The sequence below is a fragment of the Phocaeicola faecalis genome, from assembly GCF_021730445.1.
GTDB classification, from domain to species: Bacteria; Bacteroidota; Bacteroidia; order Bacteroidales; family Bacteroidaceae; genus Phocaeicola; species Phocaeicola faecalis.
The window spans coordinates 87,073-103,234 of sequence record NZ_JADNRM010000003.1 but is presented as its reverse complement, the minus strand read 5'-3'; the positions used below and the strand labels follow the sequence as shown (position 1 = coordinate 103,234).

Annotated in this window: 11 protein-coding genes; 6 read left to right on the top strand and 5 right to left on the bottom strand. The window is 44.1% G+C overall.

Features of this window, described 5'->3' with window-relative positions:
* The first annotated feature begins 11 nt into the window (after positions 1 to 11).
* The 6 genes from IR173_RS05730 to IR173_RS05705 all read left to right on the top strand — a co-directional run bounded on the left by IR173_RS05730 (position 12) and on the right by IR173_RS05705 (position 8,660).
* On the top strand, positions 12 to 2,021 hold the full coding sequence (locus IR173_RS05730) for a sensor histidine kinase (protein WP_237038714.1): 2,010 nt from the start codon (positions 12 to 14) through the stop codon (positions 2,019 to 2,021).
* 89 nt (positions 2,022 to 2,110) lie between these two features.
* On the top strand, positions 2,111 to 3,625 hold the full coding sequence (gene gpmI / locus IR173_RS05725; RefSeq protein WP_237038713.1) for a 2,3-bisphosphoglycerate-independent phosphoglycerate mutase: 1,515 nt from the start codon (positions 2,111 to 2,113) through the stop codon (positions 3,623 to 3,625).
* Between the two features lie 135 nt (positions 3,626 to 3,760).
* Positions 3,761 to 4,861, top strand: coding sequence for a sensor histidine kinase (locus IR173_RS05720; protein WP_237038712.1), 1,101 nt, complete (start codon positions 3,761 to 3,763; stop codon positions 4,859 to 4,861).
* Positions 4,858 to 6,795 (top strand): tetratricopeptide repeat-containing sensor histidine kinase, encoded by a 1,938-nt coding sequence (locus tag IR173_RS05715; RefSeq protein WP_237038711.1) that lies wholly within the window; start codon positions 4,858 to 4,860, stop codon positions 6,793 to 6,795. Before IR173_RS05720 ends, IR173_RS05715 begins: the two co-directional genes overlap by 4 nt.
* Positions 6,796 to 6,813: 18 nt before the next feature.
* Positions 6,814 to 7,395, top strand: coding sequence for a DUF3109 family protein (locus IR173_RS05710; RefSeq protein ID WP_237038710.1), 582 nt, complete (start codon positions 6,814 to 6,816; stop codon positions 7,393 to 7,395).
* A gap of 77 nt (positions 7,396 to 7,472) precedes the next feature.
* Positions 7,473 to 8,660: an OprO/OprP family phosphate-selective porin gene (locus IR173_RS05705; protein ID WP_237038709.1), complete on the top strand. Its 1,188-nt coding sequence runs from the start codon at positions 7,473 to 7,475 to the stop codon at positions 8,658 to 8,660.
* Between the two features lie 57 nt (positions 8,661 to 8,717).
* Here IR173_RS05705 and IR173_RS05700 read toward each other — a convergent pair whose 3' ends face one another.
* The 5 genes from IR173_RS05700 to IR173_RS05680 all read right to left on the bottom strand — a co-directional run bounded on the left by IR173_RS05700 (position 8,718) and on the right by IR173_RS05680 (position 16,064).
* Entirely contained in the window at positions 8,718 to 11,120 is a 2,403-nt protein-coding gene (locus IR173_RS05700) for a TonB-dependent receptor domain-containing protein (RefSeq protein WP_237038708.1), read from the bottom strand.
* A gap of 27 nt (positions 11,121 to 11,147) precedes the next feature.
* Positions 11,148 to 11,876 carry a hypothetical protein gene (locus tag IR173_RS05695; RefSeq protein ID WP_237038707.1) on the bottom strand — a complete coding sequence of 243 codons (729 nt, stop codon included), beginning with the start codon at positions 11,874 to 11,876 and terminating at the stop codon, positions 11,148 to 11,150.
* 214 nt (positions 11,877 to 12,090) lie between these two features.
* The gene (locus IR173_RS05690) at positions 12,091 to 13,743 is read right to left on the bottom strand and encodes a helix-turn-helix transcriptional regulator (RefSeq protein WP_237038706.1); all 1,653 of its coding nucleotides are present in this window, start codon (positions 13,741 to 13,743) and stop codon (positions 12,091 to 12,093) included.
* Positions 13,744 to 14,185: 442 nt separating this feature from the next.
* Positions 14,186 to 15,496 (bottom strand): acyloxyacyl hydrolase, encoded by a 1,311-nt coding sequence (locus IR173_RS05685; protein ID WP_237038705.1) that lies wholly within the window; start codon positions 15,494 to 15,496, stop codon positions 14,186 to 14,188.
* A gap of 181 nt (positions 15,497 to 15,677) precedes the next feature.
* The gene (locus IR173_RS05680; protein ID WP_237038704.1) at positions 15,678 to 16,064 is read right to left on the bottom strand and encodes an RNA recognition motif domain-containing protein; all 387 of its coding nucleotides are present in this window, start codon (positions 16,062 to 16,064) and stop codon (positions 15,678 to 15,680) included.
* Positions 16,065 to 16,162: the final 98 nt, after the last annotated feature.

Here is a 16,162-nt window from a genome sequence, read left to right as displayed (position 1 = left end):
CTTTAAAGGTGATGAGAAACCTCTATTTATTAATCCTGTTCTTGGGATGGTCCTTTGGAATTCTTCAAGTACAAGCGCTGAACGACGGGCAGTACGGGCAAAGGTCTGACCGTGTTATTGCCAAAGAGAATAATCTGGAAGTTTTGACGAACTCTATGGATGCTACCCGTGGGGCAGAGCATTTGCAATGGGCAAAGAAACTTTATCAGGTCGCACTGGAGAAGAAAGACGAATATCATAAAGAAGAGGCCTTGCGTGAGATTATGGCCTATTATGTGAATAAAGATATCAAAGACACTGCGAGGTATTATATAGCTGAGGCGGAACGTAGCTTGCAGGACAGTCCATATAAAGAACACCTGCTTGCATTTATGAAAACCATAATGGATGTTCGTGTGGTTTATTACACGGATGGGGCGGAAGCGGATAGCCTGACGACGGAGGTATTGGTGAGGTTGAAAACAAAAAAGGATGCTTCCACACTGGAGAAGATATCCGATTACTATTTGTTGGGAGTCATAGCCGGACGGCGTGCGGATACAGGAGATGTGGAGAAGTCTAAAGAGGTGGTGGTTTATTTGGATGAAGTCTTGATGTTGACGGAAGATTTGCCTGTGCGGATAGGTATGTTGTTCCGCCCCAACTCTTTTTATATGATTTGTGGAAACTGTCTTCAGGAAGCGGATAGAGTGAATTATGCACTTCGTTATTTGGATATGCTGAACAAATATAAGGCAAGCCTGAAAGAAAAGAAACGTTATCTGATGAACCAGCGTCATTTCCTGAATGCTTACGGGATGCTGGCATGTTCATCGAACATCTTGGGAAAGGAAAAGGCGGCCGAATATTACAGAGGGTTTGTCAAATTGAACCATGACTACCCCGAAGATGCAAGTTTTACACCTACTTATGAATATCTTTTCACCTCCTATAATTACTATTTAACGCTCGGAAATTATGATAAAGTGGTGAATATATGTGATTCTCTTATCGCTCATTTCGCAGAGTTGAAGAAGGATGAATATGCTCTTCCTTTTGCTTTGGAAAAAGTGAACTATTGCGATAGCCTGCATCGCTATAAAGAAGCGTATCTGGCATATAAGGCGTATGATGAATTAAAAGAGAAGGTAAAGAGTTATACGGAAGCAAATGACGCCCGAGAGACTGCCATTAATCAGAAAGTAGATGAACTGATTATTGAAAAGCAGGCACTGGAAGCGCAAAAGAGCCGGATGCAAGTCTTTTTATTGCTGACCCTTTTTGTATTGGCTGTCTGCACTATTTTCTATATTATTTTCTTTTTGCGTAAGACGAAAGGACTCAACCGGAGATTGTTGGATGCGAATAACCAATTGATTGCTGCCGGAGAACGGTTGAAAGAGAGCGAAAAAATGAAATATGCTTTTCTGCGTAATCTTTGCAATGAAATATTAGCTCCTTTGAATGCCATAAAAGGCTTTTCTGATTTTCTGATAGATAATAAGGTAGAAGAAAAGGAATCGGTTGCTTTCCTGAAGATTATCAGTGACAATTCGGGACAGATAAACCGGACATTGGATGATATACAGGAGATAGCGCGACTGGATACGTGTGACGGTTCCTTGCCATTGGACTGGACCAATATACATACGTTGTGTATGCGTGAAGTGGATGATGTGAGAAGAAATGCTCCTCACGAGAAGGTAGAGTATGTGTTGGAAGGAGATCCTGAGAATGATACAGTACGCACTAACCAGACTTATTTCAGTTATGTATTGGGGCATTTGCTGAACCGTATCAACCAAATAACGGAGGAGGGGCGTATTGTTGTTTCTTATCGTTTGGAACCGGAGAAGAATGTGGCCTCGGTCTTGATAGCCGGAACAGGAAATGTATCTGCCGCCGGCGCAGCCTCTGCCGGTGCCAATGATGATGTGACCTGGCTGGTGTGCAAGATGATTGCCGAACGCATGAATGCTCATTTATGGAAAGATGAAGAATTCAAAGAGGGGCTGCGTTTTATCTTCGAACTTCCACAATAAAAAATAAGTGAAACATGATTCATTGACAGGGCTTTTTTGTACCTTTGCACCCGTAAAAGCGAGGATAAACTTTAAACAAAAATAAGATTATGAGCAAAAAAGCCCTTTTAATGATTCTTGATGGCTGGGGTATCGGCGACCAAGGTAAAGACGATGTAATCTTTAATACTCCTACTCCTTATTGGGATAGTCTGTTGGCTAATTATCCGCACTCTGAATTGCAGGCCAGCGGTGAAAATGTTGGTTTGCCTGATGGACAAATGGGTAACTCTGAAGTAGGACACTTGAATATCGGTGCCGGACGTATCGTTTACCAGGATTTGGTAAAGATTAACCGTGCCTGTGCTGACAATAGTATCATGAAGAATCCTGAGATTGTCTCTGCTTTTTCTTATGCTAAAGAAAACGGCAAGAACATTCACTTCATGGGATTGACTTCTAACGGTGGTGTACACAGTTCATTCGATCACTTGTTCAAACTTTGCGATATCGCTAAAGAATATGGTATTGAGAATACATTTATTCACTGTTTTATGGATGGCCGTGACACTGACCCGAAGAGCGGTAAAGGTTTTATCGAACAACTGACTGCGCACTGCGAACAGTCAGCCGGAAAGATTGCCTCTATCGTAGGCCGTTTCTATGCTATGGACCGTGACAAACGTTGGGAACGTGTGAAAGAAGCATACGACTTGTTGGTTGAGGGTAAAGGAAAACAGGCTGCCGACATGGTTCAGGCTATGCAGGAGTCTTATGATGAAGGTGTTACCGATGAATTTATCAAACCGATTAACAACTCTACAGTAGACGGCACCATTAAAGAAGGTGATGTGGTTATCTTCTTCAATTACCGTAATGACCGTGCTAAAGAATTGACTGTTGTTTTGACTCAGCAGGATATGCCCGAACAGGGTATGCATACTATTCCGGGCTTGCAGTTCTATTGCATGACTCCGTATGATGCATCTTTCAAGGGAGTACATATCTTGTTCGATAAAGAAAATGTGCAGAACACGCTGGGCGAATATCTGGCAGCTAACGGCAAAACTCAGTTGCATATCGCTGAAACAGAGAAATATGCTCACGTGACTTTCTTCTTCAACGGTGGCCGTGAGACTCCGTATGATGCTGAAGAACGTATTCTGGTTCCATCGCCGAAGGTGGCTACCTACGACCTGAAGCCGGAAATGAGCGCTTACGAAGTGAAAGACAAACTGGTGGAAGCTATCAATACTCAAAAGTTCGATTTTATTGTTGTGAACTATGCCAACGGCGACATGGTAGGTCACACCGGTATCTATGGTGCAATAGAGAAAGCTGTCAAGGCGATTGACGAATGTGTGAAAGATACAGTGGAAGCAGCCAAAGCCAATGATTATGAAATTATTATCATAGCCGATCACGGTAATGCCGACCATGCATTGAATGAAGACGGCACTCCTAACACGGCTCACTCATTGAACCCTGTTCCGTTTGTATACGTTACTTCCAATAAGGATGCAAAAGTGGAAAATGGTGTGTTGGCAGACGTTGCTCCTTCTATCCTGCATATTCTGGGTATGTCACAGCCGGCAGAAATGACAGGAAAAGATTTGATTAAGTAATTATTTTCAATATTTCTGAACCGAAGTGGTGTTTTGAGAACATATAGTTTCTTGAAACACCTCTTTTTTTATGATGTACATATTGATTCTTTCTTTTAAAAGGTTACCTTTGTCATTGTTACACAAATTAGTAAAATGAAACGGTTGATATCTTTGGCATTTGTTTTGTTTGGGTTGTCGTTCTTGCCACTTGATGCAGAAGAGGTAGGTGAAGATAGTCTGTACTGGCTTGATGCGGAGCAAAAGATGGAAAGAGGCGATTATGAAGAAGCTGCCAAGGAATATAGTAAACTGATAGAAAGAAGTGACTCGCTCTTCCGGACCTGCACTGTGGACCGGGTGGAGGATATGCGGAAAAAATATTCTATTGATGAACTGGAGTGGCAGGCCAACCGGCAGCAGACTCGCTTGTGGGAACTGATTTTCGGAGTTCTATTGTTCCTTTTGTCACTGCTTTTGGGCGGTTTGATTTATTTGGGAAGGGAGAGGAGGGAATTGATAAAGTCTAGGAATCAATATCAAGAAGCGAAAACACTGGCAGAGGAGTCTATCCGTAACAAAAGCCTGTTCCTTTCTAATATGAGCCATGAAATCAGGACTCCTCTGAATGCGGTGGCCGGTTTCTCCGAGCTACTCACTACTCAGGAACTGGACGAGGTGACGCGGGCCCAATGCAATGATGTCATTCATTTAAATTCCAATCTGCTGATTAACTTGATAGGTGATGTGGTGGATATCTCATGTCTGGACATTACGAATATGAAGTTTGATGTGGGCTCTCATGAAGTTGTGGCTCTCTGCCGCAACGTGGTGAGGATGCTGGGCAATATCAAGCAGACTTCTGCCGTGATTGATTTTAAAACGGAAGTCCCTATGTTGACAATCGAAACCGATTTGTGCCGTCTGCAACAAATTCTGATCAATCTGTTGGTGAATGCGACAAAGTTCACTAAAGAGGGCAGCATCACATTGGCATTAAAGGTGAATGAATGTGGCTGGGCCGAGTTCTCGGTTATGGATACGGGATGCGGCATTCCTGTGGAGAAGCAGAAAGCCATATTCGGTCGTTTTGAAAAATTGCATGAAGGCGTGCAGGGCACAGGGTTGGGGTTGTCTATCTGTAAATTGATTATCAACCGGCTGGGTGGAGACATTTGGGTGGATCAGGCATATATGGGTGGGGCACGTCTGGTGTTTACCCATCCATTAACACAGGAAGGAAGGGTGGTGCAATGAAAAGAGTCTTATTTGTATATATCTGCACCATAATGGCGTGTGTTTCTGTACATGCTTTAGACGATAACGCTTTGCGTGACAGCCTTTTCCGTATTTATCATTCCATGCCCGCAGATACGACACGTACGTTGTTTCTCCACAAAGTGTTTACGCAGAATATAGATAAAGATTGGTCGGCGGAATTACTTGATACGGCATTGGTGCTGGCAGCGGAGGCGAAAGATGTAAAAAGCGAATCGGAGCTCCGTTATGAATATTTCCGTTATTATACGTTCCGGATGAATGGGGAAATGATGGAAAAGACGTTTGACTTGTTGAAGGATGCCTGTTACCGTTGCGGAGAGTACGAAGTCTATTTTCAGGCATGGCATTATCTTCTTCAGTTTAAAGCTTCGGAGGGAAATACGGAGTATGCCATTCAAGAATCGCAGAATATGCGCCGGGAAGCCGTCCGTCTGGAGGCAGACCATGGAATATTCTTGTCGTATGTGACGGAAGGAAAGGTAAATGCCTTTGCCCGGAATACCGAGAAAGCGATTGAACGTTATAAAAAGGCGTTGCAGACTTCGCCTTTGACGATACAGGATGAGTTGATGGTACGGCAATATTTGTCAAGTTCTTATTATCTGATGGGTAAATATCCTGAGATGAAGGAAGAATTGAAAACCCAACGCAACATAATCAATCGGGCGATAAAGAAGAACCATTCTTTGAGGAAACGCTATAGAAAGGTTTTGCTTGAGATAGAACTGTTGTATTGCAAAGTCTATTTGGCGGAAGAGAGTGCAGAAGAGTTAAAGGAGCATTTGGAGGAAGCTGCTAAATTTTATAGTGAGGATTTATTCTCCTCGGCTATTATTAATTATCATTTTTCATGGGCGGGATATTACAGTTTGAAAAAAGAATGGGAGAAATGTTTCGCTGAATATAAGTTGGTGCTGGCTGCTTTCAAAGGTACCCAACCTATGTATGAGAGTGAGATGCGAAGGTTGTTGGGAGACGCTTATATGCAGGCGGGACGATATCAAGAGGCAGCAGAGACTTACAAAGTTGCGGCTTTGATGCGTGACTCTCTCAATCAGGTGGCCTTGAAGATGAATGAGGAAACTGTTCAGGCTAACTATCGGATTCAGAGGGCACTGTTTGAGAAGGAGGCGGGGGTCAGACGTTTCTGGCAGGTTGCGGTAGGCGGCGGGTCTTTGTTCCTTCTGTTTTTGGTGGCAGGCATTGTACAGTTGCTGCATATCCGCCGTGAACTGATGAAATCGGAAAAGGGAATGCGCGAAGCGTATGCTATGGCTCAGGCTGCCGACAAGATGAAAGATATTTTTCTGCATAACATAACAAATGAGATACGTGTTCCGCTTAATTTGGTGGTGAGCCTGTCTGACCGTCTGTGTAGCGAGACTGGTTTGACGGAGGTACAGCGGCAGGATTTCTCGGAAGCTATCAAGCGGAATGCCGAAAAGCTGACCAATCTGATATTTAATATTCTTGACCTTGCGCGTTTGGAATCGGGAATGATGAAATTCAATGTGCAGGTGTATGATTTGGTGCAGTTGTGCAAGGATGTGAAGTCGATGGTGGAAATGGAAAGCAACCATACGGTGGAGGTGGTCTTTCACAAGGAAACGAATACTTTACCGGTCTCGATGGATGTATCTCGCTTTACTCAGCTGCTGTCTTCCGTGCTGATGCCGCCGAAAGAAAATAAAGCCTATCAAGTGGTGAGCTATACCTTAAGGCGTGAAACGGATGACGCCCTGAAACTGATAGTGGTTAACAGTCCGCTTCTTTGGGAAAGCGAGGACCGGCAGGAGGCAGGGATTCGCCATGCCATCAACCGGCTTTATCTGAAAGCCTTTGGGGGAAGTTATCAGTTGTGCGGAGGAGATGAAGAACGATTAATTATAATAACATATCCTATAAAATAAAGAAGAGTAGAATAAACAATGGTACAAATAGATGATGTAGTAATCTCACTGGATGTATTTCGTGAAAAGTTTCTTTGCAATTTGGATGTTTGCAAAGGTGAATGTTGTATAGAAGGCGATGCCGGTGCTCCGGTAGAGTTGGATGAAGTGGAGAAGTTGGAAGAGGTGCTTCCGGTTATTTGGGAGGAACTGTCTCCCGAGGCGCGCGCTGTGATAGATAAGCAGGGTGTGGTTTATACCGATGAAGAGGGCGACTTGGTGACTTCTATTGTCAATCACAAGGATTGTGTCTTTACTTGTTATGATGAAAAAGGGTATTGCTATTGTGCTATTGAGAAAGCCTATCGAGCCGGGAAGACTGATTTCTATAAACCTGTCTCCTGCCATCTTTATCCCATACGTATTGGTGATTATGGCCCTTACAAGGCCGTAAACTATCATCGTTGGGATGTTTGCAAGGCTGCTGTCCTGCTGGGGCAGAAAGAGAATTTGCCTGTTTATAAGTTCTTGAAAGAGCCATTGATTCGTAAATTTGGCGAAGAGTGGTATAAAGAAATGGAAATAGCTGCCGAAGAGCTTGAGAAGAGGGGACTGATTTGATTCAGTCCGCCTGATGATTTGCCGGATGGAGGCCGGCACTCGCCTTTTTTGTTAAATCTAATACTAAAAAATACATTATGAAAAGAACATTCTTATCATGCTGTATCCTGTTGTGCACTGTATGTTCTGTTTGCGCACAAGAGCAGCCTTTAATCAGCCCGGATGATTCCATCCGCAGTTTATTGGGGCGTATATTCCCTAATAGTAATCCCAACTTATCGGCACACATGAATCTGGAGTTTTATACTTCGGGAGCTGCTTACTTTACAGACGGCAGTCTGGATGAGGCAGCTTTTAAGTTGAATCGTGTGCGTTTGGAGATATTAGGTTCTTTCACGAAGGACTTCTCTTATCATTTCCGTCAGTCTTTTAATAAATACAGTAATCCGCATTCACTGGATAACCTTTCCTCTTCCATCGAGTATGCCTATATGAATTGGAAAATGTCCGATAAGTTCAACCTGACAGTGGGTAAGCAATTTCTCTCTCTGGGCGGTTATGAATATTATGTAAACGCTATCAAGGTAAGGGAGTTCAGTGAATTTAATGATAATGTGGCCGCTTATCAGGCAGGAGTTACGGGCACTTTCAATTTCTCGCCGACTCAAGAGCTGGTGTTGCAGGTGCTTAATAATCGTAGCGGTGAAGATGCTGATACTTATGTTTATGGGCTTCCTGCCGGAGTCAACAAGACAAAGATTCCTATTATAACCACCCTGAATTGGAACGGTCTCTTTATAGATAAAGCACTCCAACTGAGATATGCCGCCGCATGGGGACAACTGGCTGAGGGTAAGAATATTTATTACCTGACTGCGGGAAACGTGTATGAAAAAGGCCCGATTGTTGCCTATGTTGATTTGATGTACTCCCGCGAAGGGCTGGATAGCAAAGGTATTATCAGCGATTTGCAAGGGCCGGCAGTGTTGACGCCTACTACAGCCGAGAATGCGGAGTACTTCAGTACCATTGCCAATTTTGACTATCGCATTCATCCCAATTGGAATGTGTATGTGAAGGGGGCTTATGAAACGGCAAGTGTCTACAAGGCAAATGGAATCTTCGAGAAAGGACTTTATCGTACTACTTGGAATGCTCAGGCTTGTGTGGAGTATTTCCCGATGCGTAACCGTGAATTGCTGATATTTGCCCATATGCTTTATAAAGGCCATCATTTGACGGAACGTGCCAAAGCCTTGGGAGCAGTGAGTCCTGACACTCAGCGTTTCTCCATCGGATTGGTTTATACGATTCCGGTCTTTTAGTGTATAAGCAGACCTCTATCGTGGTGGCGCAATGCTCTTGCGCCACTGCAATAGAGGTTATAATCGGTTAGTAATGTCGCTGTTACTTCCGCTTCGTTGCTTGCTTCGGATATTGGCTCCGAAAGTATACGAAGCTCCTACTGTGACGGAGGTAGAATTGTACGAGTTGCTGATATTCATCTTCATTCCATTGGAAATAATCTCTCCCTTCATGCGGCTCTGTAAAAGGTTGCTTGCATTCAGACTCAGGTTCAACTTGTTCTTGAGCAGGCTGTAACGGATGCCGGCACTTACATTATAATTCTGTTTCATATTGTAAACTCCTGATTTTCTGGGTGATATATAGTTGGCGGACAGTGAACCGATGAATGTCTTTTGCTTGTTGAAGTAGAAAGTATTGCGGATTGCCGCGTTGTAGCTCCAGCCGATAGCTTCCGGAAGAGTGACCGAAGAGTTGGAAGTACTTCTGGAGTAAGCCACTCCATGCTGTAAGTACGCCTGCCACCATCCTGTGCGCAGCGTATAGGAATTGGTAATCCCTACCTGATGAATGGTGAGAAAGTTCTCCCAAAGGGCGGAGGTAATGTTGGTCAATGAGTCCAGCGTCATGATTTGTGAGATAACATCCGTATTGTAACTGTAATAAGCGTTGATATTGAAATTATTTTTCAGCGTGTAGCTCAGTTCCGTGTTATAAGAATAGCTCGGCTTTAAGTCTTCCTTACCTTTGGCGCGGAGATGGCTGTTTTGGTACATGGTGAACGGATTCACCGTGTTGTGTGCCGGGCGCGACAGGCGGTTGGAGAAACTTAAACTGATGGCATTTTTTTCGTCGGGCGTATAAAGGAAATAGGCAGTAGGGAACAGGCGTGTATAAGAATGTTTGTCCGTGCGGTTTTCACTTTCTGAGATTCCTTCGGTGCGTGTATGTTCCATTCTGAGGCCGAGCTTGAAAGTAAACTGTTGGTTCATTCTGCGGCTGTAGTCGGCATAGAGTGCATAGATTTGTTCTTTATATTGGAAATAATCATTCTGCAATTGCTCGACGGTAGAGTTATCGTATGCAATGCGGTTACGGGTATGGGTGTAAGCGGCTTTGGCACCGGCATTTATATTATATCCGTCGCAAGGCAGAATAAAGTCGAGGGCAGAAGAAATTACATCTACCTTGCGCCTTTGGTCGTTGTCATAATTGAAATCCGAGCCGTTTGTCTTGTTTCCGTCGGGAGTCAGGGTATGAGAACGGAATATATTTTGAGTACTTTGTCGGTCGTTCAGGTAATCTATGTCCAGCAACATCTTCTTTCCCATTGTGCCCCAAGCCTTGTCCATGTGGAGATTTACATTCACACGGTCGGCACTGAAGTCGCCGTTGGTAAGTGATGTGAGCGTAGAGTCGATGACGGTCGTATACAGAGGGCTGACTAATGTGCGGTTAGTTGTTTCACTGTCGTTGTTGCGATGAGAGTAAGTAAACTGTGTTCCCACATTCCAACGGCTTTTCAAAGCCATATCCAAGCCGCCTTGTCCATAGATGCCGGTCATATCATAGTCATATTTGCTGCGGCTTTTCCAATCATTCACCGGATAATGGCTCACGTTTCTTTCCAGATGAGTGTAGTCGCCATTGTTTGTTCCTACATTGGCAAAAGCTGATACGTTCCCCTGGCTGTAATTCAAGTTCAGGCTTCCATTGTTACGATTTTCTCTGTCTCCGTATGCATAAGAAGCAGAGGCCGATCCGCCCCAATAATCATTGGGACGTGCTTTGAGACGAATATTGATAATACCTGCATTGCCTTCGGCATCATAATGGGCAGGCGGGGTGGTAATTACTTCCACCTTACCGATTTGATTGGCGCTATAACTGCGCAGATACTCAATCAGGTCATCACCGGACAATTTCGTTTCGCGGTCATTGATATACACCTTTACACCTCCTTTACCAATCACCGATACACTGTTTGGGTCAACTTTCAGTCCCGGCACGTCACGGAGCAGATCCAATGCATTGCCTCCCACGGAAGCAATCGAGTTTCCGGCGTCGAAAATGATACGGTCTGCCTCTCTTTTAATTATGGGCTTACTGCCGGTCACCGTCACTGCGTTTAAGGCTAAAGAAGACTCTGTCAGGGTCAGTTCGCCCAGGTTTATATCTTTGTTCAGGCTGATGGAGATTAGCAGGTCTTGATATCCTAATAACGAGAGTTGGAGAATATACTCCCCCTGAGATTCATTCATGGTAAAACAACCGTTCATATCGGTGATGACTCCATTCTGATAAGTGCTGTCGGTAGCCTGCAGTAGAATGACATTGGCCACTTCGATGGCGGTTTGCTTTTCATCCTTTACACATCCGGTCAGTTGATAAGTCTGTGCACAGAGGGTAGTTATGCACAAGCTGATAAAGACGATAAAAGAGATTCTCTTTGCGAATAGGTTGGAATAAAATGGTTTCATGGTGTTTGTTTTTTATGTTATTCATATTTATAATTCGATGGAATGGTTCTTTTTTGATGCTTTTACACCTTTTATCCATATTGTTGCCGCCCATCCAAAGGGCAACAGATAGTTGAGTAAGGTCAGCGTAATCAAACCGTTTCGCTCCAAAGGAAAGGTATAGTGCGGAGAGAAGGACAGTAGGTTGCGGACTCCGAATGAATATCCTTCGGGTATAAAGCGGTCGGCAATGACAGACATGATAAGAAAATAGCAGAGGGTGGCCATGCTTCCCAGCAAGAGAGATTTTGCCAATGGATGTTCACGGTAGATGATTCTTCCGGCAAAGCAGGCCGGCTGCAGAGTGAGGAATATCATGATCAGGTCTGAACGGAACATTTGTTCGGTTATTTGTTCGGTGAATGCAGCTCCCCCCTTTCCGGTAAAGATGGAAAGGATAAAATTAAGGACCAATACCGACAAGAAGCACATGGCAGGTATGACGATAATGTATTTGACAGAGTAAAACGGGTCGTTCTCTTCCGATGTGCAGCCTTCTGCGTTGGTAAACAGGCAGGGAGCAATGGCCAGCAATATGATAAACAGGAAGGAAAATGTACTTCCGTAAGTGATAGGTGAGCTGCTGTTGTTTTCAAACATAAACATTAAGATATAGAGTCCTAATGTTATCATCACGAAAATCAGGCAATGGATCAGATTGACGAAACCACTCTTTTGCTCTCTTGCCATAAGGCTCTTGAAACGTATTGTTTTCATAACGCATTTTGTTTTTGTTTGATGCAAAATTAGGGGCAAAATGCGTCTCAAACACTCTATATCGGTATATTAATTCTTTATATATTGAATGCGTAAAGTGTTGAAAATCAATGAATGTAATTAGCGTAAGTCTATATCAACGGTTTCCTGTTCTATATGTGGTTTATAAGGTCAAGTGCGACACCTGTTTCTTGCCGTTCCAGCGCGAATTATGCTATTTTCTGATGAATTCTATAATATCCTCTTTCTCGTCCATATTGAGTTTCTTGCGTATATTGGTCTTTCGCTGGTAGATAGTAGGGATGCTCTGTTGTGTCACCACACTGATTTCCTTTGTGGAGAACTCAGCGCAAAGCAGACAGCATAATTGTTGTTCCTTATCACTGAGTATTTCTCCGTATTTCCGGTTCATCAAGCTGTAAAATCCATTGTACATTTTATCTATCAACGGATACAAGTCTTTCCACACCAGCAGGCTTTCGGTTGGAATCTCCTTATTGCTGATGCCGGATACGCGCCGGAGCATTTCCTGATTCTGTGTGGTGGGCTGTGCGGCTACCATTCGGATGATGCCCAATTGTTGGAGCAATATCTTCTTGAAGAAATGCTCGTCTTCCGTTCCTTCCTTTTCATTCTTTGTCGCATCGTTCAGCAATCGTTTCAAAGCTTCGATGCGTTCCTCCGTTTCGATAAGCTTATTGCGGCGGTTGTGGATGTAGAAGGTCACGGCTCCACCGCATACCACTAATATGAACAGCGTTATTAACAGGACAATTTGTGTGTGCTGTCTCTCAATGTCCATCTGAAACCTTTCTTTTTCCAGTAATGCTTTTGATTGATTCTTTTGATGGACGGTATTCTTCTCATAATTCAGTGCATTGCCTATTGAATCGTTATATCGGTTGATAGTGATATTGTCGAAATCTTTGGTGCGCACATAGTCTATTATCATCTGATATTGGGCTATCAGATTCCTGAAAGAGACAAACCTCGGTTTTTCCTTGTCGGCCAGTGTGATATAATGTTGTGCCGAATCCAGATTCTCCTCTCTCAGATAATTTTCACCGATGCTGCTGTAGAGTATCGCTCTTTGGTCTCCGTGTGGCATGAACTGCAATGTACGTTTTGCCAGTTCAATGGCTTTCTGAGGTTGGCGATAAGCGGTAAGCATTTGGGCATGACTACTCATATAGTGACGGGCTCTTGCCGTATCTTTTGTGGCCAGCGCCAGTTCGATGGCTCTATCCATATAATAGGATGCGCTGTCGGTTTTGCTGGAGGCTGTACGATATACTATTTTGTCGAGGCCTAAACAGACTCCGAGGGAGGCAAGAAGCTCCGGCTCTTCATGGTAGCGGAGGGCTTCTTTCATATATTGGGCGGCATGTGCATAGTCTTTTTTTAGTTCGTTGTGAATGGCTCCTTTGCTGTAGTACAGATAGAATAGGTTTATGCTGTCTTTTCTCGGTAGTGCAAAGGCAATGGCAGAGTCCAGCACAGCTTCCATCTTGTCGTATTGCAAAGTCCATCGGTAGTAGGTTGCTTTTGTCAGATAGATGCCGGCTATTTTGTCGGAGTCGCCTTTGCTGAGAAAATAATCGGTTGCGGGCAGAATCAAAGAGTCCTCGCTCATGGAGATGTTACGTACATGGTGGGCGCGGGCTTGTATCCAACCGTAAAGCATCAGTTGGTCGTAGGGCAATGCTTTGGGATATTCTATTTGTTTGAGCAGTTTCAAGGCACTGTCGGGATGTTCATATAATAAGGTTTCGGCAGTTTGGAGTATTGCCTTTTGGTCTTTGGGCATACAACTAATTACGGCTTGTGTGGCAACAAGGAGCATGAAGATATAAAGTAGTTTTTTCATGTGTTTTAAAATAGTAATGGTTTATAGAGCGTTTGTGCTTACTGTTCTTTGCAAATGTAGTGCTTTTTTAGATGGAATTTGCTTGGAGAGGGATATTTTTCTCTTCCGTCTCTTCTTCCCGTCATTAAGCCCTTGATTCCTTTCTGTTAATTGGGGGAGTCCTTCTTCTGACTCTTTGATGTCTCCTCTTCTGACTCTTTAAGTGCCCTCCTTTGACTTCCTTAGCTCCCCTCATTAACCCCTCGCTTTCCCTCTCTTAACGCCTTACCTTCTTTCTTTTAAGCCCTTTTCATCTTACATGTTCTATCTCTCAGCTGCTGAGAGATAGAAGCTGGGCGTTCAAAAATGTTTAGGAATAGAGAGGGAAGAACTTAAAGGAAGGGTCGGAAGGATTCATATCGACAAGCGCATAAGGGGGAAGGCCCTATGGGACGAAACGGAGTTAGCGATGGACTCTGGGACTTCTGTTGTGGAAACGGAAACCGAGTCCCAGCATCAGGTAGTTGGGATTGTGGAAATCCTGTAAATTATAGCCGATATGCAGGAAGGAATTGCGCGTAACATCTATTTTAAGTGCCAATACCTGATAACAACCGTTCCAGTCTCCGCCTCCATGCAACACGTTGGTTCCGACGCCCAGACCGACTGTGAAATAAGGCATCACATATTCTGCACGGCCGGAAAGTCCTAGCGCTAACTGATGGCGAAAGGAGGGTTTGAAGAATTCATTGCCGTACTGGTCGGCATATACATTGGCACTTCCATCGTAAACTCCGTCAAGGGATATGCCCAAGCGGAATTTGTATCCCAAATTATACATCGGGGCAAAGTTGAAGCCGAAAACGGGATAGGCTTCCGGCGAAGCTATTTGTTCGCCATTGTATGCCACTCCCTTGCGGCGCCACGAACCGAATAAAACCAAATCATAACTGATGTGGCAAGGAAAGCGAGGGATCACAGGGCGATAGGTCGACTTGGAGAGGGCATCTTCCGTGCGGTTGATGTTGTACACCATGCCCACTTTAAGTCCGATGGTATTCAGTCCGGCATTGGGAAACTTCGTGCTTCCGTTGGAAAAGTGACTGAGGGCTATGCCGGTGGTGAGGTCGAGTTGCGGAGAGACTGACCAGTTGAGGTAAAAATTGGTATTGAGATAAGCGTTTGCCTTCGAGCCGATCACTTTGTTATACATGTTTTCGTAGCTGTCATAAGGTTTCCACCCGAAAGACAATCCGAAGTTCCATTCGTAGTTGAGTGACAGGCGTGGATTGAACTGCACGATGTTTGCCCCTTGAAACAAGTAGATGCTGACCGGCTTTCCCAGTTGACGGTTGTCACCGAAATCAAAGTAAGACAGTCCGATGCCTTGGTAAGCACTCCGATATACCCGTCCGATAGCCGTATGGGGCTGGAATTGAAATGAGTATTTCATATGGGCGGAGAATGCGTTCGAGATGGATGTTCCGTAGTAGTTGTCTCCTCTGAGGAAAGGATTGGTCGGGAAGATGTATCCCGGACGTGCCTCGATGCCTATCCGATGAATGAACCGGCGGGAGAAGGAGAGGGAATCTACGGGAGAGAGCAAGTTGTAGGAGGTGCTCTGGACAACGTATGATGTAGCCGGGATGGAATCGTTGTTGCTTCCTGCCGTATTGCCGTCTGGCGTCTTTGTTACTGCATAAACCATGTCAGAGTAGAGAAGAAATGCACTCCAAAGGAGCATAGCTCTCAATATCTGTAAGTTGGTTTTCATATATGCAGTGTTTGTATGGTTATGTATTACGGAGAAAAACCTCCAAATTGTCGCAAATATAATGATACTATTTGAAACAAATGAATGAAAATCAATAAAATTCTATTCTATAGAAAACGAACGTGCGGAAATACTTTTCAGCATCTCCGCACGTCTGATATATGAAGTGGGATTCTACAGATTAATATCTGTTTCTGCCGCCACCGTAATTGTTGTCTCTATTGCCACCGCCGTAGTTGTTGTCTCTGTTGCCATAACCGCCACCACGGTTTCCGCCACGGTATCCACCGCCGCCGTTGTTGTTATAGCTGCGACGCGGACCTTCTGTCTTGGGGCGGGCTACTGATACCGATAATGTCTTTCCGTCAACTTCTGCACCATTCAGTGCTTCGATTGCTTTGTTTCCGGCTTCATCTTCAGTCATTTCAACAAATCCGTATCCTTTAGAACGGCCTGTTTCTCTGTCCATGATAACTCTGGCTGAAACTACTTCTCCATACTCTGCAAATAATTCTTCTAGTTCGGCTTCGCCCAAATTATAGCTCAGTCCTGCGATAAAAATGTTCATTTTAAAATAAATGTTTTAATAATAAAATAGGGAAATTCTGCGATAAGGAATCTTATGAAGATAAACATTTCTACGTTAGTCACCATGCGAATAAAGTT